The organism is Paenibacillus sp. FSL R7-0210 (assembly GCF_038009085.1).
Classification (GTDB): domain Bacteria; phylum Bacillota; class Bacilli; order Paenibacillales; family Paenibacillaceae; genus Paenibacillus_AQ; species Paenibacillus_AQ silagei.
The window spans coordinates 3,607,172-3,627,631 of the sequence record NZ_JBBPAR010000001.1 but is presented as its reverse complement, the minus strand read 5'-3'; the positions used below and the strand labels follow the sequence as shown (position 1 = coordinate 3,627,631).

At 55.1% G+C, this 20,460-nt stretch carries 17 protein-coding genes; 8 read left to right on the top strand and 9 right to left on the bottom strand.

Annotated features, from left to right (window positions below; genetic code table 11):
* Positions 1 to 124: 124 nt before the first annotated feature.
* Genes MKY64_RS15625 through MKY64_RS15615 form a run of 3 tightly spaced genes read left to right on the top strand, consistent with a single transcriptional unit; the run spans position 125 to position 3,653 of the window.
* A complete protein-coding gene (locus tag MKY64_RS15625; RefSeq protein ID WP_036725071.1) occupies positions 125 to 2,257 on the top strand; it encodes a hydantoinase/oxoprolinase family protein in 2,133 nt (710 codons plus the stop codon).
* A 35-nt stretch (positions 2,258 to 2,292) separates the two neighbouring features.
* On the top strand, positions 2,293 to 2,976 hold the full coding sequence (locus tag MKY64_RS15620; RefSeq protein ID WP_340954110.1) for a hypothetical protein: 684 nt from the start codon (positions 2,293 to 2,295) through the stop codon (positions 2,974 to 2,976).
* A gap of 17 nt (positions 2,977 to 2,993) precedes the next feature.
* Entirely contained in the window at positions 2,994 to 3,653 is a 660-nt protein-coding gene (locus MKY64_RS15615) for a GntR family transcriptional regulator (RefSeq protein WP_076157574.1), read from the top strand.
* Positions 3,654 to 3,781: 128 nt separating this feature from the next.
* Here MKY64_RS15615 and MKY64_RS15610 read toward each other — a convergent pair whose 3' ends face one another.
* The 4 genes from MKY64_RS15610 to MKY64_RS15595 all read right to left on the bottom strand — a co-directional run bounded on the left by MKY64_RS15610 (position 3,782) and on the right by MKY64_RS15595 (position 6,961).
* Positions 3,782 to 4,930 (bottom strand): DUF2812 domain-containing protein, encoded by a 1,149-nt coding sequence (locus MKY64_RS15610; protein ID WP_340954107.1) that lies wholly within the window; start codon positions 4,928 to 4,930, stop codon positions 3,782 to 3,784.
* Positions 4,927 to 5,259 (bottom strand): PadR family transcriptional regulator, encoded by a 333-nt coding sequence (locus tag MKY64_RS15605; protein WP_036725065.1) that lies wholly within the window; start codon positions 5,257 to 5,259, stop codon positions 4,927 to 4,929. The genes MKY64_RS15610 and MKY64_RS15605 overlap by 4 nt, the downstream gene beginning before the upstream one ends.
* 140 nt (positions 5,260 to 5,399) lie before the next feature.
* Positions 5,400 to 6,086, bottom strand: a complete 687-nt coding sequence (locus MKY64_RS15600; protein WP_339255423.1) for a DUF7002 family protein — start codon at positions 6,084 to 6,086, stop codon at positions 5,400 to 5,402.
* Positions 6,083 to 6,961: a YihY/virulence factor BrkB family protein gene (locus MKY64_RS15595; protein WP_340954104.1), complete on the bottom strand. Its 879-nt coding sequence runs from the start codon at positions 6,959 to 6,961 to the stop codon at positions 6,083 to 6,085. The genes MKY64_RS15600 and MKY64_RS15595 overlap by 4 nt, the downstream gene beginning before the upstream one ends.
* A 234-nt stretch (positions 6,962 to 7,195) precedes the next feature.
* Here MKY64_RS15595 and MKY64_RS15590 point away from each other — a divergent pair, with 234 nt between their 5' ends.
* Positions 7,196 to 8,131: a hypothetical protein gene (locus MKY64_RS15590; RefSeq protein WP_340954102.1), complete on the top strand. Its 936-nt coding sequence runs from the start codon at positions 7,196 to 7,198 to the stop codon at positions 8,129 to 8,131.
* A 117-nt stretch (positions 8,132 to 8,248) separates the two neighbouring features.
* On the opposite strand, the gene MKY64_RS15585 is transcribed toward MKY64_RS15590, so the two are convergent.
* The gene (locus MKY64_RS15585) at positions 8,249 to 9,109 is read right to left on the bottom strand and encodes an SDR family NAD(P)-dependent oxidoreductase (protein ID WP_340954099.1); all 861 of its coding nucleotides are present in this window, start codon (positions 9,107 to 9,109) and stop codon (positions 8,249 to 8,251) included.
* Between the two features lie 159 nt (positions 9,110 to 9,268).
* On the opposite strand from MKY64_RS15585, the gene MKY64_RS15580 reads away from it, so the two are divergent.
* Positions 9,269 to 9,721 (top strand): MerR family transcriptional regulator, encoded by a 453-nt coding sequence (locus MKY64_RS15580; protein WP_340954096.1) that lies wholly within the window; start codon positions 9,269 to 9,271, stop codon positions 9,719 to 9,721.
* A 209-nt stretch (positions 9,722 to 9,930) separates the two neighbouring features.
* The gene (locus MKY64_RS15575) at positions 9,931 to 10,842 is read left to right on the top strand and encodes a divergent polysaccharide deacetylase family protein (RefSeq protein ID WP_340954093.1); all 912 of its coding nucleotides are present in this window, start codon (positions 9,931 to 9,933) and stop codon (positions 10,840 to 10,842) included.
* Here the strand turns inward: MKY64_RS15575 and MKY64_RS15570 are convergent.
* Complete coding sequence (locus MKY64_RS15570; protein ID WP_340954090.1) at positions 10,829 to 11,635, bottom strand: N-acetylmuramoyl-L-alanine amidase family protein; 807 nt, start codon at positions 11,633 to 11,635, stop codon at positions 10,829 to 10,831. The genes MKY64_RS15575 and MKY64_RS15570 overlap by 14 nt on opposite strands.
* 207 nt (positions 11,636 to 11,842) lie before the next feature.
* Here MKY64_RS15570 and MKY64_RS15565 point away from each other — a divergent pair, with 207 nt between their 5' ends.
* The gene (locus MKY64_RS15565; protein WP_339224087.1) at positions 11,843 to 12,037 is read left to right on the top strand and encodes a YqzE family protein; all 195 of its coding nucleotides are present in this window, start codon (positions 11,843 to 11,845) and stop codon (positions 12,035 to 12,037) included.
* A gap of 184 nt (positions 12,038 to 12,221) precedes the next feature.
* Here MKY64_RS15565 and MKY64_RS15560 read toward each other — a convergent pair whose 3' ends face one another.
* From MKY64_RS15560 to MKY64_RS15550, 3 genes are all read right to left on the bottom strand, one after another.
* Positions 12,222 to 13,298, bottom strand: coding sequence for a hypothetical protein (locus MKY64_RS15560; protein WP_340954086.1), 1,077 nt, complete (start codon positions 13,296 to 13,298; stop codon positions 12,222 to 12,224).
* Positions 13,299 to 13,450: 152 nt separating this feature from the next.
* Positions 13,451 to 14,518: a YqhG family protein gene (locus MKY64_RS15555; protein ID WP_445671703.1), complete on the bottom strand. Its 1,068-nt coding sequence runs from the start codon at positions 14,516 to 14,518 to the stop codon at positions 13,451 to 13,453.
* Positions 14,518 to 16,263, bottom strand: coding sequence for a DEAD/DEAH box helicase (locus tag MKY64_RS15550; RefSeq protein WP_340954081.1), 1,746 nt, complete (start codon positions 16,261 to 16,263; stop codon positions 14,518 to 14,520). Before MKY64_RS15550 ends, MKY64_RS15555 begins: the two co-directional genes overlap by 1 nt.
* Positions 16,264 to 16,685: 422 nt before the next feature.
* Between MKY64_RS15550 and MKY64_RS15545 the strand changes: the two genes are divergently transcribed.
* A complete protein-coding gene (locus MKY64_RS15545) occupies positions 16,686 to 20,273 on the top strand; it encodes an LAGLIDADG family homing endonuclease (protein WP_063830904.1) in 3,588 nt (1,195 codons plus the stop codon).
* Positions 20,274 to 20,460 lie beyond the last annotated feature (187 nt).

The window sequence follows — 20,460 nt, the reverse complement described above, 5'->3', positions numbered from 1 at the left end:
CAGCGGTACAAATCAAGAAATTTGCAGACAACAGCGGCCGGAAGTCCAAATGTTCACCGCAGTGACGGTTAGGCTTCAAATTTCACTTGGGTCTACTATTAATGAAGAGAAACGGAGAAATCATATGAGTACAATGGTTAGAATGGGGATCGATGTGGGGGGAACCCATACCAAAGCAGTTGCGATTGACAACGCGACACATGAGATTATCGGCAAATCGTCCGTGAAGACGACGCATGACCATGCCACAGGCGTAGCCGCAGGTGTGGTGAAATGCTTCCAGAATTGCCTGGAGGAGAACAATATCCGTCCGGAGGATGTAGTGTTCGTGGCCCACAGTACCACGCAGGCAACGAATGCGCTGATCGAGGGCGATATTGCCCAGGTGGGCATCATTGGCCTGGCGAAGGGCGGTCTGGAGGGCTGGCTCGCCAAGCGTCAGACCCGGCTTCAGAATATCGACCTGGGCAACGGCAAGGAGATCAAGATCTACAATAGCTTCCTTAATGTTAAAAAAATGTCCGAAGCCTCTGTGCTGACGGTCATCGATGAACTGAAGCAGCAGGGGGCACAGGTGATTGTGCCTTCGATGGCTTTTGGCGTAGATAACGGGCGGCCCGAGGAACTGGTCTATATAGAAGCAGAGAAAAAAGGCATGCCGACCACCATGGCCTCCGACATCACAAAATTATACGGGCTGACCCGCAGAACGCGGACGGCGGCGATTAATGCAAGCATTCTGCCGAAGATGCTGGATACCGCCAATTCCACAGAGAAGTCTGTGCGGGAGGCCGGGGTCCATGTTCCGCTGATGATTATGAGAGGCGACGGCGGCGTCATGGAGATCAGTGAGATGAAGAAACGGCCTGTGCTGACGATGCTGTCGGGACCGGCGGCCTCGGTCATGGGATCACTGATGTATCTGAGAGCGTCGAACGGGGTGTACTTCGAGGTCGGCGGCACGACTACCAATATCGGTGTGATCAAAAACGGCCGCCCGGCCATCGACTATTCCATCGTCGGCGGTCATCCGACCTATGTCAATTCCCTGGATGTACGGGTGCTCGGCGTGGCCGGCGGGTCCATGATCCGGGCGAACAAGAGCGGAGTGGTCGATGTCGGACCCAGATCGGCGCATATCGGCGGTCTGGATTATTCGGTATTCACCGATCCGGATAAGATCAAGGGAGCGCAGGTCGAATTCTTTTCTCCGAAGCCGGGTGATCCTGCTGATTATGTGGCCATCCGGCTGGAGAACGGGGAGCGGGTGACGATCACGAACTCCTGCGCGGCGAATGTGCTGGGACTGGTGAAGCCGGAGCACTTCTCCTACGGGAATGTGGAAGCGGCCAGAAGGGCGATACAGGCACTGGCGGATTACTGCGGAACGACGGTAGAGGATATCGCCAAGCAGATTATGGAGAAGGCCTATGCCAAGATCGAGCCGATCATTCTGGCGCTGGCCGAGAAATACAAGCTGGAGAAGGATCAGATCTCCCTCGTCGGCGTGGGCGGCGGAGCGGCTTCGCTGATCGTCTATTTTTCGGAGAAAATGGGCCTGAAATACAGCATCCCCGAGAATGCCGAGGTTATCTCTTCGATCGGAGTTGCCTTGTCGATGGTTCGCGATGTGGTGGAACGGATTATTCCGTCCCCGTCCAAGGAAGTGATTGCCGCCCTGAAGATGGAAGCCTTGAACAAGGCCATCCAGAGCGGAGCGACCCCGGAGAGCATCGAGATTCATATTGACATTGATCCGCAGACTTCCAAGGTGACAGCGATTGCTACCGGTTCCACCGAGGTGAAGACGACTGAGCTGCTGAAGGAATGTGATGAGGCGGAGCTGCGGGAGCTGGCTGCCCAGGATATGCGCATCCCTGTAGAGCGGACGGAGCTGCTGCAGAAGACTAGATATGTTAGTATTTTCGGCGAGAAAATGGATAAAGCCGGTGAAGCCGGCGCGGTTCGCATCCTGGACACCAAGGGCTTCATCAAGGTGCAGAGAGGCCGGGCCATGGCGCTGAAGACAACAGCCGGGGACTATCTCAGCGCGGTTAAGCAGTTGTGGGAGGCAATGGCCGTCTACCAGACTGAGCTGATTGCAAGACCTGACTTCTACCTGTGTATCGGCGCACGGGTGATGGACTTTACCGCCTCAGACTTCGAGCAGCTGGAGCTGCTGATGGACATTGAGATATCCACGTTCGAGCCGGACACGGAGGTTATTGTTGTGGCGGCCAATATCAAGCAGAGCTAAGAGCCGCGCGGAAGAACGTGTAGACAGGAGGACGTATGCAAGTACAGACGAAGGTGGGAGAGCTGTTGAATCCATTGCTGGAGGTTGACGATGAGGCTTGGGGAATGTATGCCTTCAGGAGAGACATCCTGAACCGGCGTATTCCGCCGGAGACGAAGCGGGAAATGCTGAAGCAGGCCAGAGCCTGCGGCACCGAATATGCACAGCGGATGATGCTTGAATATGAGACCTGTGATGTCCGGGTGCTTGCTGAACGTATGAACCTGAAGCTGGAATTCAAGGATGCGCTCATGACCGGCAAGCGTGTGCTGTTCGCCTCCTATACCCCTCCCGACCGGATCGAAATCATGGAAGAACCCTTGCACAGAGCGGCAGAACAGGTGCGGGAGGCGGGGCCAGGTCTAGTTGAACTTTTTCCGCAAGCTGGTATAATGAATACTATCCTTGGCCACGAAATTTATCATTTTGTAGAAGACCGGTTTGCACAGGAAATATACACCCGAACCGAGCGTATTCTGCTGTGGAAGCTGCTGGGCCTGAAGAATTATTCTACAATACGCACCTTAAGTGAAGTTGGAGCCATGGCTTTTACACAGGAGCTGAACAGACTGCGATACTCGCCGTTTATTCTGGATGTTCTGTTGTATTACAGCTACGATTCAGCCAGTGCGGAGACAATAACCCGTGATGTACTAGGAGTGAGTTCAGGGAAGGTGTAGGGAAGCCGTTGAAGATTATGAATAACAGCAATTCACTGAATGATGTAACTTACAATAGAATAAAAGAAGACATCATGAATATGACGCTCGAGCCAGGAATGGATGTCAGTGTGCAGAAGCTGTCTGAACGCTATGGCGTCAGCCGCACACCAGTGCGGGAAGCAGTGGTCCGTCTTCAACAGTCAGGACTGGTGGAAATATATCCTCAGCGCAAAACGGTAGTCTCCAAGATCGATCTGCAACGGGTCCGTGAGGAGTGGTTCATCCGCACCTCGCTTGAATCTGCGGTGATCGATGAGTTCATCCGCAAGTGCAGCGAGCTGGTAGCAGATACGATGCAGGAACTGATTAATAAGCAGAAGAAATATATGGACAAGAAATACTTCAGAGAATTCTATATTAAGGACAACAGGTTCCATCAGCTGATCTTCCAGACGGCCGGGGAAGAATTGTCCTGGTTCACCATTGAAGAGGTAGCGTCCCATTATAACCGTATCCGTCTGCTCTACGGGAAGATGGAGGGGGTGCAGCCGTCCGATATCGATAAGCATGTGAAGATGGTAGCGGCTACCCGCAAGCGGGATGTGGAAGGGATGCGCAAGGTCGTGATGGAGCATTCCAATACACTGCTGGACCGGGTCCAGAGCATGTCCAAGCAATACCCGCAATTCTTCTGATCATACAAATGACAAGCTTAAAGGCGTATACTGAAGTCTTCTCCGCATGGAGCAGAACTTCCGGTATACGCCTTTTGTTGCGAAAGCACTAAGCTGTCTCTACTTGTGCAGGGCCTTTGCAACAATAGCTATTGCTGCTTGAGCCGCCGGTAATATAGCCAGGTTCGGCCCGCGAACGAGCCGAAGAGCAGAATGGAAAGGAACATAATTGAAGTGTTCCACGCCTGGGAAGCGGTAAATTCATCCCGCAGGATGCTATCTATGAAGGCCGACACATTCAGGCTGTAGAGCAGAATCATGGGCAGGAACAGCAGGGTATAGCTGATGGCGATTTTACGTGCGTGCTTCAGGCGGTGTAACGGATCGCTGTAGAGCTCCGGGTATTCGGCATGCTCCGGGTTCTCCCGGCTCCACAGGGTCCATTTCTGCAGAGAGAAGGGAGAACTGTAGAGTCTGGTCCAGCCTGCCTCCTGATGCAGCTCGAAATACCCTTCACCCGCAACGACCTGATAGTCAGCGTGATATTTCATACGGCGCGGACGGCCCTTGCTGAAATGGAACAACGTTCCTCCGAAGCCTACTTTATAGAGATTCCAGCCGTCCAGCTCCTTGTCCTCCAGCCATTGCTCCAGCCGGTCAGGGGCATACATCCAGCCTAACTTCATCCGTGCCATCGTAGTGCCGGCAGGCTTAGGCGTTGCGGGAGGCTTCTTCATGTCCGTGTGCCCTTGAAGAAGTTCCCTGTTGGCTGCCCGGAGCTTGATAAGCGAATAAATGGCAAGTACCAGCAGGAGTACTGCCAAGGCAGCGGCCGTCCAGGTTGCCGCCCACATTGGGCTGGGCTGAATGCGGATAGGAGCATCGTTGGAGTAGGTTAAGCCTAGAGCAAGCAGGGGAATCAGTGCAATGAGCAGCAGATACACTAGAATTCCCGTGAAAACATAGGAGATGATGCGGTTACGCCTCAGGACATCCTTACGTGAAGGATAGGCGCTAATCTGTGACGGGGACCGATCATTCTCGTACAGGCTCCACTTCCCTTGCTGTAGCCGCCTGCTCCATCCCTCTGCGGACAGATAAGGAGACATGGATGAATGCTTGGATGAATGATAAGCCAGCTGATAAGTTAGCAAGGCGGGTTCACCCTTCCGGAAGGTAAAGCGCCGCAGCAGTAAGCTCCATTCCTCCAGACGCCATCCCCTGCCGGCCATATCGGCTAACCAGGCTTCTGTCCCCGGCAGATCGTAGCTCCAAAAGGGCCGAAATACAGTTCTCATTGAAATTCCTCCTCACTGGTGACGGCGTTGCGGTGAAGTTCCTTTAATCTGCCGATTTCTGCGCGCATGACTTCCTTCCCCAGCTCAGACACCTCGTACACCGTCTTTCTCTCTTCATCGGCAAATACGGTAATTAGCCCATCCTTATTCATCTTGGTCAAGGTTCCATACACCGTACCGGAGCCCAGCCGTAGCCGTCCTTCCGACAGATCATCCACATGCTTGATGATTCCGTATCCGTGGCGCGGCTTGGTTAAGGATAACAGAATATAGAAGGCCGTTTCGGTCATGGGGACGTATTTTTTTAGAACCTTTTGTGCTGCGGACATCGCGTTCACCTGCTTCGTCAATTCGTTGTGCCAAGTCATGGCTATAAAAGAATATGTCATGCTGTGACTATGTCATATCATGACTATATCACGGTGCGACATATAAATCAACTTGAGGTGAGCGAGATGAGGTAGCAGAGTTATATTGGCGAAAGAAGCAGGGGCCGGCACAATGGCTGCCAGAGCTCAGGTACAAGCTGGGGCTGTGAACAGTAGACTGCCTGTAGATACTGGCTGAGTGGGGCCAGCTTGTCCTGGGCCAGCACCTCCTTGATCTCGGACGGCTTGACGGGAATATCCCGCCCGGATGCGGACATGAACTCTGCAAGGGGCAACAGCATCCTGCAGCTTTTGCGGTACGCCATCCGGTGCGGGAACCTGGGGGAGCTGCCGGAATCGTATTTGGATAGTCTGATGCGGGCGTAGTGATCAGCCAGGACTCTGCGGGCATCAAGCTTCAGCACAGCGAAGACCTCGCCCGGCTCTCTGCGCGAATACATTGCAGCCATTGCGAGGCAATCGCGCCAGGTCGGCCACAGGAACACATGACGGTCCAGGCAGCGGCGGAATTCCTCCGCCGTTGTGCCTGGGGCCATGGCTTCGGGGGTAATTCGCAGATGGGCATTCAGAATCGCGGCTTGCCCGGCGTAGCTTACCCGGTGCGCCGCAGTCCGCCGCTCTCCGGCTGCATGGGCGGGACTCAGCACGGCAGAGGAATAGATGGTGTCAAAGGCAGCCATGGAGGGCAGATTCACTGCCCGGGTGAAATGATAGAAGGAGGTGCGGAGCGGGCTTTTGGTAATGGCGTCAATCAGGGAGGTGTTCATGGGAGCTTCTGCCCTTTGAAGGTGCTGAGGGGCATACTCTTCACCTTGCGGTTCAGCAGGACCGCATTGATCTCGCCTCCGGCCAGGATGATAAAAGAGCTGATATATAGCCAGATTAGCAGCACGGTTACGCCTCCGAGACTGCCGTAGGTTTTGGAGAAATCACTGAATTGATTGACGTATACGGAGAACAGGATCGAGGTCGTAATCCAGCCGATGGTGGTGAACAACGCCCCAGGCATTACCTCCCGCAGCGCCAGTCTCCGGCTGGGAGCGATCCAGTACAGCAGGGTGAAGACGATGAACATCACGAGCAGCGGAATCGCGTATTGGAGCAGATCCCAGAGCTTTTGGAATCCATAGGGAAGATCAACCAGCAGGAAGACCTGCGTCTTAAGCCAGCTGCCGAGGACCAGAAGCAGAATGCTGAGCAGTACAACGAACCCGATCGTCAAGGTAGCAAGCAGGGCGATCCCCCGGATTTTCCAGAACACTCTGCTCTCGTCAATCTCGTAGGCACGGTTCAGCCCCTTGATGATGGCATTGATCCCTTTGGAGGCGGCCCACAGGGTAGCCAGCATCCCGAAGGACAACAGCGTCTGGCTGCGTCCGGCGGACACATCCTGCAGAATCTCTTCTATAATAGAGATGGCTTCGGCGGGCATGATCTGCTCCAGCTGCCCTATATTTTTCTCCAGGGAGATATTCGCATACCCGATCAGGGTCATGATGAAGATCAGAAAAGGAAACAAAGACAGGATTAAATAATAGGTCAGTTGCGCAGCGATGCCCTGGACATCATCGTCGTTGATTTTTACCCATAGCTGCTTGATGAACTTGAAAGTGCCTCTTCTACTGCCGGAAGTGCTGTTCATAAGACCCTCCTTCAAGAATTCCCGGATAGACTGACATGGTAGCCAAATCGTTCCATATATATGTATACCCGTTATAATATCCTTTAGTCCGCCGGGGTAGTTTTTATTGTAACATACCTGGATTAGTTGGATCTGGGGCAGTGAAAATTCAAGCAGGAAATCCCCTTGTATTATACTGGAAAACTCTTAGAATAGTAGGAAAGATAACAATATAAGAATATAAGGAGATTGCCCATGAAGCTGCTGCTTGAGGATTACGAGGGAATCAGACGCTGGATGTACCGCAATGCCCGTCCGCTGGACCTGGCGAGATGGAGATTTCACTTTGAGGGCGGCGGGGCTGCGCCGGTACTGGAAGCGCTGTCCGCCTATCAAAATGAGGATGGCGGCTTCGGCCATGCCCTGGAAGCGGACGCGTGGAATCCGAATTCCACGCCCATCCAGACCGCTACGGCGGTAGAAAGGCTGCTGGAGCTGGAATTTGCAGATAACGGGCATCCGCTGGTGCAGGGAATTCTGAAATACCTGGACAGCGGTGTGGATATGGATGGCCGCACATGGAAGAATGTCGTAGCTTCCAATAACGATTATCCTCATGCCCCCTGGTGGCATACAAGCTCGGACAGTACTTCCCACAGTATGTATAACCCGACAGCAATTCTGGACGGATTCATTCTGAAGGCTGCTCCCAAGGATAGCGGGCTGTATGCCAACGGACTAGGGATTGCCCGTGAGCTGACGGAGCTTTTCCTGCATGACCCTGTGATTGAGATGCATCCGTTGAAATGCGTGGCCACCCTGCTGGAATGTATCGCTTGGGCAGAATTGCAGGAGGAGTTCCCTTACGCTGCACTAAGAGAAGCGCTCAAGGTGCAGAGTGTGCAGTTAATCAGCCGGGATGCGGGTGGATGGAACGGGTATAGCTGCAGGCCGTCTGTGTTCATCCATTCGCCGCATAGCCCTGAATATGCAGAGCTTGGCGGGCTGCTGCATCAGGAGCTGGATTATCTGCTGGAGACCCGGAACTCCGAAGGAATCTGGGACCTGACCTGGGGCTGGGCGGGGTATGAACGGGAATTTGCCGTCAGTGAGAACTGGTGGAAGGCGCATATTGTCATTGAGAATTTGCGGCTGCTGCGGGAATTCGGACGGATGGCGGAGCTGCCATAGGAACAATAGTTTACAGTTACAAAATAATGCAACGCATGTTAAGCCACAGCTCTCCGGATGGAGGGGCTGTGGCTTAATTTCGCACCGGATGCTTGCAATGGCAGCAGACAGTATCTGTTATAGTGCGCTGTTCGTCTGAATGAATTCCCGCTGATATATGGCCTGCACGTTCTTCAAAATGGTGCTACCGTGCTCAGAGAATTTGAGCGGCGTGACCTGGTTCTTGTGCAGGAACACCCCGGACCTGCCGCTATGTTCGCCAAGAGCCGCCTGATACAGTAAGCCTGCGCCGTGGGCTGGCGCCGGGAAAAACATGCGCGTAATCGGCCGCAGCCAGAAGGGGATGCCTGATTTTTTGCCGCTGCGAAGGGTGTTGTTGCCTCCGGGATCCGCGCTGCGGATAAGGATGCCTTCGGCTGCAAGCTCAGAGGCCACCGCCTCCGTCCACAAGGACATGGCCCGCTTGGTGTCGGCATAAGGTCCAGTCAGCATCTGAAATTTCGCCGGGCGCTCCAGCGAAGCCGGGTCGAAGCTGCGCTTCATCATAAAAGCGTTGGAGGACGTATTCACGACCGTGCGGAGCGTGCCTTTCAGCAAGAGCGGCTTCAGCTCCATCGTAAGGATATACGGAACCACCGTCTGCAGCTCATAATGCAGCTCACGCCCTTGCTTAGACAAGAGTAACTCGGGGAAGCTGCCGCCGGCATTATTGAACAGGATGTCAATATGTGATTCGTGGCGGTTAATGTCCTGCAGGGCACTTCGCAATTGGCCAAAATCGCTTAAATCTGCCTTATAGATTCGTAGCTGCCTGCTGCCGAGCGCCTTATGGATGAGTGGGTCATCTTCAGCAAAAGCTGAGCGGATCAGCGAAATAACCTCCCAGCCTTCGTTCAGAAGTCTATGGGTCAGGGCCAGCCCGATGCCGTGATTGGCTCCGGTAATCAGCGCGGTGCGCGGGGGATGTGATCGTCTCATATTGGTTACTCCTCTACATGGAAAGTGGTGAATGGTGCTCATTGTATAACTTGGAGCCAAGTCCAAGTCAAGCGATAAAATGTGTCATTGACTTGGAGCCAGCTCCAAGTTATATAATAGAACGAAGGCACCATTAGACCAGTGAAACGGAGTGATTCTATGAGTCTGGCGGAAGCAGATCTCCAGCAGGGATATTCGATTAAGGAAACGGCGGAGCGGACGGGTATGTCTGAGGATACGATAAGGTATTACGAGAAGATCGGGCTGCTGCCCCGGGCGAAGCGCAAAGGGAACAGCCACCGCATCTATAGCGATTCGGACCTGAACCGGATGTTGCTGGTGACATGCCTCAAAAAAACAGGAATGTCGCTGGACGACATGCGGCCCTATCTGGACTTGTCTCTGGATGCAGACCTGTCTCAGTATCCTGAGCTCCACGTGATGATTCTGAATCACCGGCAGAAGATTATCGAGCAGATCGCATCGCTGCAGCAGATTGTTGATTTCATTGACGTCAAAATAGAGCAGGGAAATCTGGGCCCGCAGACCTGCGAGCTGACCGGAGACCGTAAGCAGATGCCAAGAGGACGTAAAGCCAAAGCTAAAGGGTGAGGGTTAATGCGAAGCACGAGGGGATTCAGGTGCTGAAGGCTATGCTTGACGCTGACAGACGGGGAGCTAGAGGAATCGCTTAGCTGACAGGCCGCCCGTGCCGTATCCGCATCCCATTGTTAATAATTGCGTAAGCGCTCCGTACATATTTACCCTTCGTGAGCCAAACAATGAGTACAATTGTTCAATCACGAAGGAGGTGTTCCAGTATGAATACAAGCAACCACAGAGTAAAGCGTGTCCTTCTATATCCCTTGGCCGCAGCTGTGATTATGTCAGCGGCGCTAATCCCGTCAGCCCCGCTTGCCGTGTCTGCTGCACAGGCAGACACGGCACTTTCAGCACCCGCACCTGCGTATAGCAGAGGGAGCAGCGTATCGGGCAACCGGACAGCTGGGAATCAGCAGCAGCAGGCGCTCAGCCGTGTGGCGGTCATTATCGATGATTTCGGCAACAGCATGCGCGGGACAGAGGAAATGTTCAAGCTGCCCGTCAAAATCACCGTCGCAGTCATGCCGTTCCTGCGCTCCAGCGAGCAGGATGCCCGGCGCGCCCATGAGCTGGGCTTCGATGTGCTGGTCCATCTGCCGATGGAGCCGCGCCAGGGCAAGCCGGAATGGCTGGGACCGGGGGCTGTGCTGACCAGCATGAATGACGCCGAGGTCCGCCAGCGGGTGGAGGCAGCGCTGGATAATGTCCCTTATGCGATTGGAATCAACAATCACATGGGCTCCAAGGTGACAGGTGATGAAAGGGTAATGGGTATTGTGCTGGAGGTCTGCAAGGAGCGCGGTCTTTTCTTCGTAGACAGCCATACCAATTACCGTTCAGTCGCGGGACGGATGGCCCGGGAGCTGGGAATGCCGCCGGTGGAGAATCATATTTTCCTGGATGATGTGCATTCGGCAAGCCATGTGGCGAAACAGATGAAGCTAGTGCAGGAGCGGGCTTTGAGTCAAAAGTTCTGCGTCACCATCGGTCATGTCGGCATCCAGGGCAAAGAGACCGCCGCGGGCATCCGCAGCGGCATTGCCGAAATGAAGGACAAGGTGCAATTCGTCGGCATCTCCGATCTGGTCCGTGAGGAATGGAAGTGGAATTCCCGGCTTACACTTCCATAAGGTAGGCAGCGATCCCGTTCGCAATGGCTTCGGCGATCTCTTCCTGGCCCTTTGGTGTACAGAGCTTCTCCCGATCAGCCGGACTGCTGACAAATCCCGCCTCAACGATCACCGTTGTGGCGGTTATTTTGTTGAGCAGGTAGAAGGGCTTGCCCCGGACAGGATCATTCTTCATCCCGTAGAGCTGGTTGAGCTGATCCTGAATGGTCCGGGCCAGCAGGAAGCTGCGCCCTTCCTGGCGGTACAGAACGAGCGGACCATGCTTGGACGGGGATTTCGCCCAGTTAATGTGGATGCTGACCACAACATTGGCCGGAAGCGTCTCTGCCAGTTCCTTGCGCTGGGCCAGATCGCGTAAATGCCGGGATCTGTTCCTCAGCCACAGATTCTCATCGCTGGGCGCATAATCGCCAGTCCGGTTCAGAATCGTATCGAAGCCATCTGCACGCAGCAGGAGAAAGAGGCGGCGGGAGATGGCAAGGGTGATGTCCTTTTCCAGAATGCTGCCGTAGGAGGTTCCGCCGTCAATCCCTCCATGCCCGGCATCAATCAGAATGATCCGCTGGTCATGGCCGAGCATATGCTGGCGCTGTCCGGGCTGCTCTGCCTGCGGATTAGTGCGGGGTGCAGCCGCCGCGTGAATCACTGCGGTTTCTCCTGCCGTAAGCATGAGCAGAACGCTTGCTGCGGCTATGATCCGCTTAAGCCGCCGCCTGGATCTCAGCTCAGACTGCTCTTTTGAATGATGGGAATGTGTAGCCGTATGGGGCTCTAATGCTTCTGACTGTCTCAAGTGAATAACCTCCCTGCCGGAATAATCAACAGCTACTTGTACTTAATGACGGTTTATACAGGTGTAGTCTTGTTAGATTGTGCCTTAACGGCCTAACCTATACGAAGCTTCGGATTCCGGTTTAGAGATCGGAGGATTGGAGCACACTATAGGCATAAGGTCAAGGGGCGGGAACCCGCCCCGGCACTCACCTGGGAGGTGTATGAGATGGCATCCGGCGGAGATGATCTGGTGAAGTATATTACGGAGAAGGTAGTCGTCTACATTGAGAACCCTCGCGCTGTCCATGCCCGGCGGAAGGCAGAGAAGCAGCCGTGGGCGGAAAAATGGTTCGGCACGCTGCCGCTCGCCTGGTCCGTGTGGCGCAGCAAATGGAGCAGGGGCGGGGATAGTAAGGAGTAGGAGTAGCACTTCAGCGGAAATCGGTCGCTGTGTGGGCATGAGGTGCATAAATGCACCTGAATTAGAGGAAATCGGGCCCTAAGTGTGAATCAGGTGTATAAGCAAACAGCCTTCCCAAGTGGCGTCGTGCAGGCGGCACCCGGGAAGGCTGTTTCAATATCGAGCAGGAACTGCCAGTGCCAGTCTACCGGCTTGAACCGGGTAGAGCAGCGGAGCCCAGCGTGGCTCCCCCGGGCAGCGGCACCGGCAGCTTGTGGAAGGTGCCCGCCTTCTGAAGGGCGTTAAGCGGGAGATAACGGATGCCACCGGGACCGGCAGCGGCATAGACTACGGCAGCTTCTGTGCTGCCTTGGTCCCGGGAAGCACCGGGCTTCAGCCAGCTCTGGCTGCCTGTAATCATGAATGGCGCGCCGAGCGTGTCGTTGTGCCCCGGGGACTGGAAGGCGAGACTGCCCCGCTCCTGAAGCAGAGCGCTCAGGCTTGCTCCGTTCAACGTCTTCAGCCCGGGTGCGGTCAGCCACAGCAGATCGGCATACGGGTCATCCTCTCCGCCGCTCCGAAGAGCGGGCTGGGGAGCGCGCGCCTGGCCCGGACCGGAGGACAGCATGGCTGAAGCTTCCGGTGCGGCATTAAGAATATGCTCAGCCTGGCTCTGATTCCAGGGCAGCGTCTCCAGAACGGTAGCATTCAGATACAACGTTCTGTTCTCCGTAGTGATTTTCCAGACAGGCAGCATTGGAGCATAGAGTGCCGTAACCCCGATGGCACCTGAAGAATTAGAGGGTATCAGTCCTTGCTGCGCCAGATACTGGCGCAGTTCAGTCATACTATAAGGGAGACCATCGGTTCCGGCTCCGTATTCGCTAAGCAGATAGCCGCCCTGATCCGCAGCCGAGATAATGAGATAGCCGATCCGCTGACCGCTGTGCATCACATTGACCAGCCAGCTCCGCGTTCCCGGACCAAGAGGGTAAACCTCCGTGCCGGCATCCTTCCATTCCTTAAAAGGAGCATCCGCTGAGAGCTGGCTAATCGTCTGACGGGTGAAGGCCTGCAGCGTTTCCGGCGCTGGAATCGGCTTCATCTCAAGTCCCGGAAGAACCTCCTGCGTGACGGCCTGCATCACGGTCGTCCGGCTGGCTTGTGATGCTAGCGCCTGGGGAGAGGAGGCGCTGGCAGCCAGCAAAGTCAGTCCAAGAATCAGACAGAGGAGCAGGCGGCCACGCCGCCGGGAGCTCTTTTGCCTCGTAGTGATATTCATAGGTTCAGTCACCTTTCCTGTTATTGAGGGAATTTACGCTTCTTACTGTTCATTGTAGGGGACAAGCCCTGAAAAGGCTGTTACTTGCTGTCGCGCCAGGCTGCGGGAGTTTCGCTGTTTTTTTGCCTGCTTTTAGCGGACCAGGTCGCATTCTATGTGCTGCGCAGATGAAACAATCCGTACGTTACGGCAGAAACTGCAATCTGCGGCTCATACTGCCACGAGGTCTCCTGGCGGCGGCGGTTGTACTGCTCCAGGATGGCGAGGCGCTTCTCTTCTTCCGGTTCCTTCAGCAGCTCCGCGTAGTAGATGTCCACGATGCTAAGCTCCAGCTCCAATCGTTCGCGCGCTTCTTCCGCCCAGGTGTAATCCAGCAGCGCCAGCTTCGAGGTCAGGTATCCCTCCAGCCGGTCGGCCCCGTCCGTAATCCCCAGCTCGAACGGCTGGACATGAATGTTCTCCGGCAGCCGTGGCGTCAGCTCCTTGCCGGCCAGCCGGGCCTCGAAGTCCGGGACGATCAGCCCGGAGGTTAACGACACCGCGATGAAATGCAGCTCCTCCCGCTTCAGGTCACAGGTCATTTCGACCTTGTAGCAGACCGCCAGCCATGGCTCGTAGGCGGCCGAGAACAGCGTGGTCCGCTGTCTGAGGCCAGGGTCCTCGAACAGCTGGAGGCACCGGCCTTCGTCCCGTGCCGCCGACCAGATCTGCCGCAGGCGCTTGCTGCCGTAGGTCACATCCTCGCGGCGGATCATGCCCGGTCCGAGGCGCGGCAGCGCCGGAACGATGCCGAAGTACCGCGCGAGGATGCTGTCCTCCGGCGCAGCAGATACCCCGGGCGGCAGCGCAGCTCCCGGCGCCTGCGCTGCGCCGAGCGGCTCCGCAGCAGCTTCGGCATCCGCCGCCCCGGCCAGACCCGGCGGCGCTCCCGCCCCTGCCGGGCGGCTGGCCCCGCCGCGCGGGCGGGCCGGAGGCGCAGCAGCCTGCGCGGCCAGTTCATCGTACCTCTGCGGGTCGAAGACGAAGCTGAAGGACAAGGTCTCGGGATCTACGCCGGTGCGCTCCACGAAGCCCCAATAATAAGGGCGGTCCGTCAGCATCCGGTCCGCGCGGGGGGAGAGCTTCACCGTCACATGCAGCGGCGAGGATTCCAATATGGTGCATTCAGTCGCTTCCAGATAATCCATGACCTGTTTGCGCACTTCTGTAGGCGTCAGCATCACTTAGGCACCCCGCTATCATCCAGCTTGGCGTGGGTCAATTCACTGAGCGAATCGCCGATAGTATCCAGCCCGCTGCGCAGCTCCTCGTCGCTGCCCGCTTCGAGAACGATTTTGTACAGGCTTTTCTCAAGCGAGCCCTTCTGCTCGAAGCGCTCCAGAATGACATCCAGCCCGCCGATGACCATCTCGAACATGTTGATTTTCTCATGTAGCAGGTGAAGGATATGCTCTTCAATTGTCCCTTCGGTGGAGAGGTTATAGATGACCACATCATTCTCCTGACCCAGCCGGTGGACCCGGCCGATCCGCTGCTCGACCCGCATAGGATTCCAGGGCAGATCGAAATTGATCATATGGTGGCAGAACTGCAGGTTAATCCCTTCTCCGCCGGCTTCGGTGGCAATCATCACCTGGGCGCGTCCGCGGAAGAGGTCCATCATCCAGTCCTTTTTGCCGCGGTTCATCCCGCCCGAGTACGTCACACATTGCAGTCCATGGTCACGGAAATACTGAAGCAGATACTCCTGCGTGGCCCGGTACTCCGTGAAGACGATTACCTTCTCGTTCATTTCACGGATTAACTCCATCGTCTTCTCCGCCTTGGTATTCGTCTTGACCGTACGGATCGTCTGGAGCAGCCCCATCATCCGCTCGCGCTTCGGCGAATCGGCCGGCAGCTTCTTGATCAGATTCACCAGCGTTACGAACACCGCATCCCGGCTGCTGCACACCTCACGTTGAAGCGTGACCAGGGAGAGCATACTGCTGAGATTGCCGCCTGCCTCCTGATACTGTTCTTTGACAAAAGCGGTCACGCCGTCATACAGCGCCTTCTCCTCAGCGGAGAGGGTGAGGGGGATATTGCGCACCTTGCGCTTGGTGAAATTCACCGGGCCTTCGCCCCGGCGGTTGCGGATCATAACCTTGGACAGCTCCCCCCGGAGCTGGACCTCGTTCTTGGGCTGGCGCTTATCCACTACGAAATTGGTAGCAAAATCGCCCTGATTCCCCAGCTGGCCCGGCTTCAGCAGCGTGATCAGATTGAACAGCTCGCCGAGATCATTCTGCACGGGGGTGGCGGTGAGCAGCAGACAGTACTTTTTGCGGAGCTGCTGGACGAACAGATAATTCGTCGATTTCTTATTCTTCAGCTTATGGGCTTCGTCGATAATCAGCATGTCGTACTCCTGGCTCAGCAGCATTTCCTTATGCGGGTCACGCTTGGCCGTATCCATCGAGGCGACGACAATGTCATTGCCCCAGGAATAGGCTTTCTTTTGCGCTACGGCAGAGATTCCGAACTTCGTATTCAGCTCCCGCACCCATTGCAGGACAAGCGAGGCCGGCACCAGAATCAGAACCTTGCTCACCAGCCCGCGCACCAGATACTCCTTCAGCACCAGCCCGGCTTCGATTGTCTTGCCAAGTCCGACTTCATCGGCCAGAATCGCCCGTCCCGACATCTCGAACAGCACCTTGTGCGCCGTATCCAGCTGATGGGGTAGCGGAGACAGCCCGGACAGATGCTTCATACACTGCAGCTCATCGAAGCTGGTAACCAGGCCCGACTGCTCTCCCTGCACGGCAAGGCGGGATAACCGCCATTCGCCCCACGGTCCCCCTTTATCCAGTCTCGATTCCAGATCATGCAGCCAGTTACGCTCAAAAGATAGAGGAACAGGCAGCAGCGGCGCAGAAGTTACCTTCTCTTGGGGCAGGGAATTGCGGAATAATTGCGTCATGTTGCAGCCTCCTCCGTCGCAGTTTCATATCGAAATGCGTAGCAGTAGTATGCTCGTTTCAGAGAGATTTCATAACCAGAGGGGCATGGAATTGACAGAGGAACGCTGTAATCCGCCTTGAAAGCTTTCAGTTCCAGTGCCTGCAAAAAAGCGAGAAAGAGGGAGGAAATGAGCCTTTCTTTTCCTGTTTTTCCGTTATTCCTGCCTGGGGCTGCTTTTTCAAAAAAGACCTCTATCCACAACATGTGGTATAGTTTAAAAGTTAACGCACACCATATATTGTTACAAAAGCATGAAATTTAGCTGGTATGCGGATTTTTTCGGCTGTTTGTTATTGACAAGAGGAGCTTCCGCCGGACAAGCAGGCTGCGGCTGCCCGGCCGCCGGAAGCATGACCTATTATATCCTGGGAGGTTTTACTATTGAGTACAGTGGAACACAACAAGCGTCTAGAGGGTCTGAGCGAGAAAATATTCCTGGACCGTTATGCCTGGAAGGACGCGGACAGCAATAATGCCAAGGTAGGCGATGTAGTACTTGTCCTGACGAAGGATGATCCGAAGTTCCCAACCAAGGAGGTTGGCGAGATTGTAGAGCGTACAGGCCGGATGGTTACGGTAAAAACCCGCAGCGGCGAGCTGGTGCAGTCGGATGTGGAAAAGCTGACGCTGAACATCGAGAAGACGCCGGAGGAGATGTGGGACCGTCTTGCGGCAGCGATGGCTTCCGTGGAGAAGACTCCCGGGCTTCAGGAAGAATGGACAGGCAAATTCCGCTCGATTCTGGATGACTGGAAGCTGGTTCCCGGCGGACGGATTGCGGCTGGGGCCGGAGCCAGCGAGGAGCTTACACTTTTCAACTGCTATGTGATTCCATCTCCCAAAGACAGCCGGGGCGGCATCATGGAGACACTCTCCGAGATGACCGAGATTATGGCCCGCGGCGGCGGGGTAGGCATCAATTTGTCCTCGCTGCGTCCGCGCCGTGCCATTGTCAGAGGGGTGAACGGTTCCTCCAGCGGCTCCGTGTCCTGGGGCGGCCTGTTCAGCTATACCACCGGACTGATTGAACAAGGCGGGAGCCGCCGCGGCGCGCTGATGCTAATGATCAACGACTGGCACCCGGATGTGCTGGATTTCATTACCGTGAAGCAGACGATGGGCCAGGTTACCAATGCCAATCTGTCGGTCTGCGTCAGCAATGGCTTCATGAAGGCCGTCAAGGAGGATCTGGACTGGGAGCTGGTCTTCCCGGATACCACTGACCCGGATTACGACGCCCTCTGGGACGGCGATCTGGATAAATGGAAGTCCGACAACCGCCGCGTCATCCCTTACCGCACCGTCAGAGCACGCGATATCTGGCATACGATTATCGAATCGGCCTGGAAGTCCGCAGAACCGGGCGTTGTTTTCATGGAGTATTATAATCAGATGTCGAATAGCTGGTATTTCAATCCAATCATTTGTACTAATCCGTGCTTCCACCCGAACACCCGCATTGCAACGGAATATGGTCTCTTAACCATTGAAGAGCTGTATAAGAAGGTCGGAACGGAATCCTTCCTGGTGGGAACCGATTCGAGACTGGTGGAGCAGGCCAAAGTGGTTGGCGGAAGAAGCTATGAAGTTCCAGGTCTACAGATGAGACGGGCGACAGTATTCCCAACCGGCACCAGAGAAACCTTGAAGATCTCGCTGCAAAATGGAGTTGAGCTGTCCGTAACGCCTGAGCACCGCTTATTTACTGACTCCGGCTGGAAAGAGGCTCAGACTCTGAGTGCAGACGATTGCGTTTATTTGCAGTCTGGTGAGGGAGGGTTTGCGGCTAAGGATACACTTGGTGAGGGGTGGGTCAATGAACAGCTTGAAGAACTCGGAGTGAAGGCAGTTAGAGCCGCAGAAAAAGAGGTTCCGGCTGCGCTGTATACCGCTTCACGTGCGACGGTTGTGGCATTCCTGCAAGGATTATTCTCTGCGGACGGAACGGTATATGAGAATGATGAGATGCACCGTACGGTCAGATTGACCTCAGCTTCCAAAAAACTTCTTCAAGGCGTTCAATTGCTGCTGCTTAATTTCGGAATTAACAGTTCCATCTATAACCGTCAGAAGAAGAATCAAGCTATATTTACGTATACGACCATAGCCGGCGAGGAACGGAGCTATGAAGGCAGCGGATTCTATGAGCTGATCTTAAGCGGCAATAACATCCTGGAGTTCAAGAATAAGATCGGCTTCAAGCTGATTACCAGAAAACAAGAAGCACTGGGGCGGATTGCCCGGCCTTCCCGCAAAAATGAAAAGTTTATCTCCAAAGTCGTTGGTATCGAAGCAGGCGAGGTTGTGACGGTATACGATATTACTGAGCCTGTTACACACTCGCTGATCGCTGGTGGTGTTGTTGCCCATAACTGCGGGGAACAAGGCCTTCCCGGCTGGGGCGTGTGCAACCTGTCCGCCGTCAATCTCTCCAAGTTCTACGATGCCGAGAAGCATGATGTGGACTGGGCAGATCTGGCGACAACGACCCGTTATTCCGTGCGTTTCCTGGATAATGTCATCGACAAGACACCATATCATTTCCCGGAAAATGAAGCCAACCAGAAGCTCGAACGCCGCGTAGGTCTCGGCACCATGGGTCTGGCTGAGCTGATGATCAAGCTGAATATCCGTTATGGCAGTCCCGAATCCCTGGAGTTCCTGGACAAGCTCTACGGCTTCATGGCCCGCGAGGCCTATCTGGCTTCGGCTGAGATTGCCGGAGAGAAGGGCTCGTTCCAGGCCTTCGACACCGATAAATATCTGCAGAGCGGCTTCATGCGGAATATCACCGAGGTCTATCCCGAAGTGAGCGAGTCGATCCGTAAACATGGTATGCGTAACGTAACTGTGATTACCCAGGCCCCTACCGGAAGCACGGGAACTATGGTCGGCACCTCCACAGGGATCGAACCGTATTTCGCCTTCAAATATTTCCGCCAGAGCCGTCTTGGATACGATGAGCAGTTCGTGCCTATCGCCCAGGAATGGCTGGAAGCTCATCCGGGAGAAGAGCTGCCGGACTACTTCGTCACATCAATGGATTTGTCCGCTAAGGATCATATCCGCGCGCAGGCAGCTATTCAACGCTGGGTGGACAGTTCTATCTCCAAGACTGCGAACTGCCCGTCTGACTTCACAGTGGAAGAGACCGCCGAGCTGTATGAAATGGCCTTCGATCTGGGCTGCAAAGGCGTAACCATCTACCGTGATGGCAGCCGTGATGTACAGGTGCTGGAGACGAAGAAGAAGGAAGACAAGAAGGACGAACCGGCAACGGCTGCCAAGCCTGAGGTGATTAAGGAAACGGAAGCCGCTCCGTCAGCACCGACAACTGTAGCCGCAGCGCCTGCTCACCAGGAAGCGGCCAGCGGAGTAGACAAGCAATACAAGAAGCGTCCGCAGGTGCTGCGCGGCGCGACCTATAAGATCAATACGCCGTTCGGCATGGCGTATATCACGATCAACGATCTTGATGGTATCCCGGCAGAAATTTTCCTGAATGTCGGCAAGGCTGGCTCTGACGTCTTCGCCATGGCAGAAGCCCTGGGCCGCGTCTGCTCGCTGTTCCTGCGCTACGGCGATCACGGCGAGAAGGTCGGCCTGTTGATCAAGCACCTCAAGGGCATCGGCGGCTCCGGCGCCATCGGCTTCGGTGCGAACCGCGTCGAGTCCATCGCCGACGCCGTAGCCAAAGCCCTGGAGACCCATGTGCTGAACAACGCCCATGACGATCACATTCCTGCGCCAATCGCAGCCACGCTGGAGCTTGATTTCAACGCCGAGCTGAACGCCGAGCTGAAATCCACGGTTCCTGCGGCGGCTACCAATGATAGCCACGGCGGTCATGACGCACATAGCCACGCTACCGCTTCGAGGGATCTTTGCCCTTCCTGCGGCAGCGCCTCGCTGATTAATATTGAGGGCTGTAAGACTTGCGGGAATTGCGGGTATAGTCGGTGTGGGTGAGGATGGACTTGAGTTCCAAAATTAATTAGATCTGTGTGATTTTTCATTTTAAATGAGAATTGTTTCATTTCATGCGAGAAAAACGTTTCATTTAGAATGATAAAATTAAAATGTACACTTAATTGAATAAAAATACATTGAAACCACATCTAGAACACGGCAGCATGCTTTATTATGTTGCTGTGTT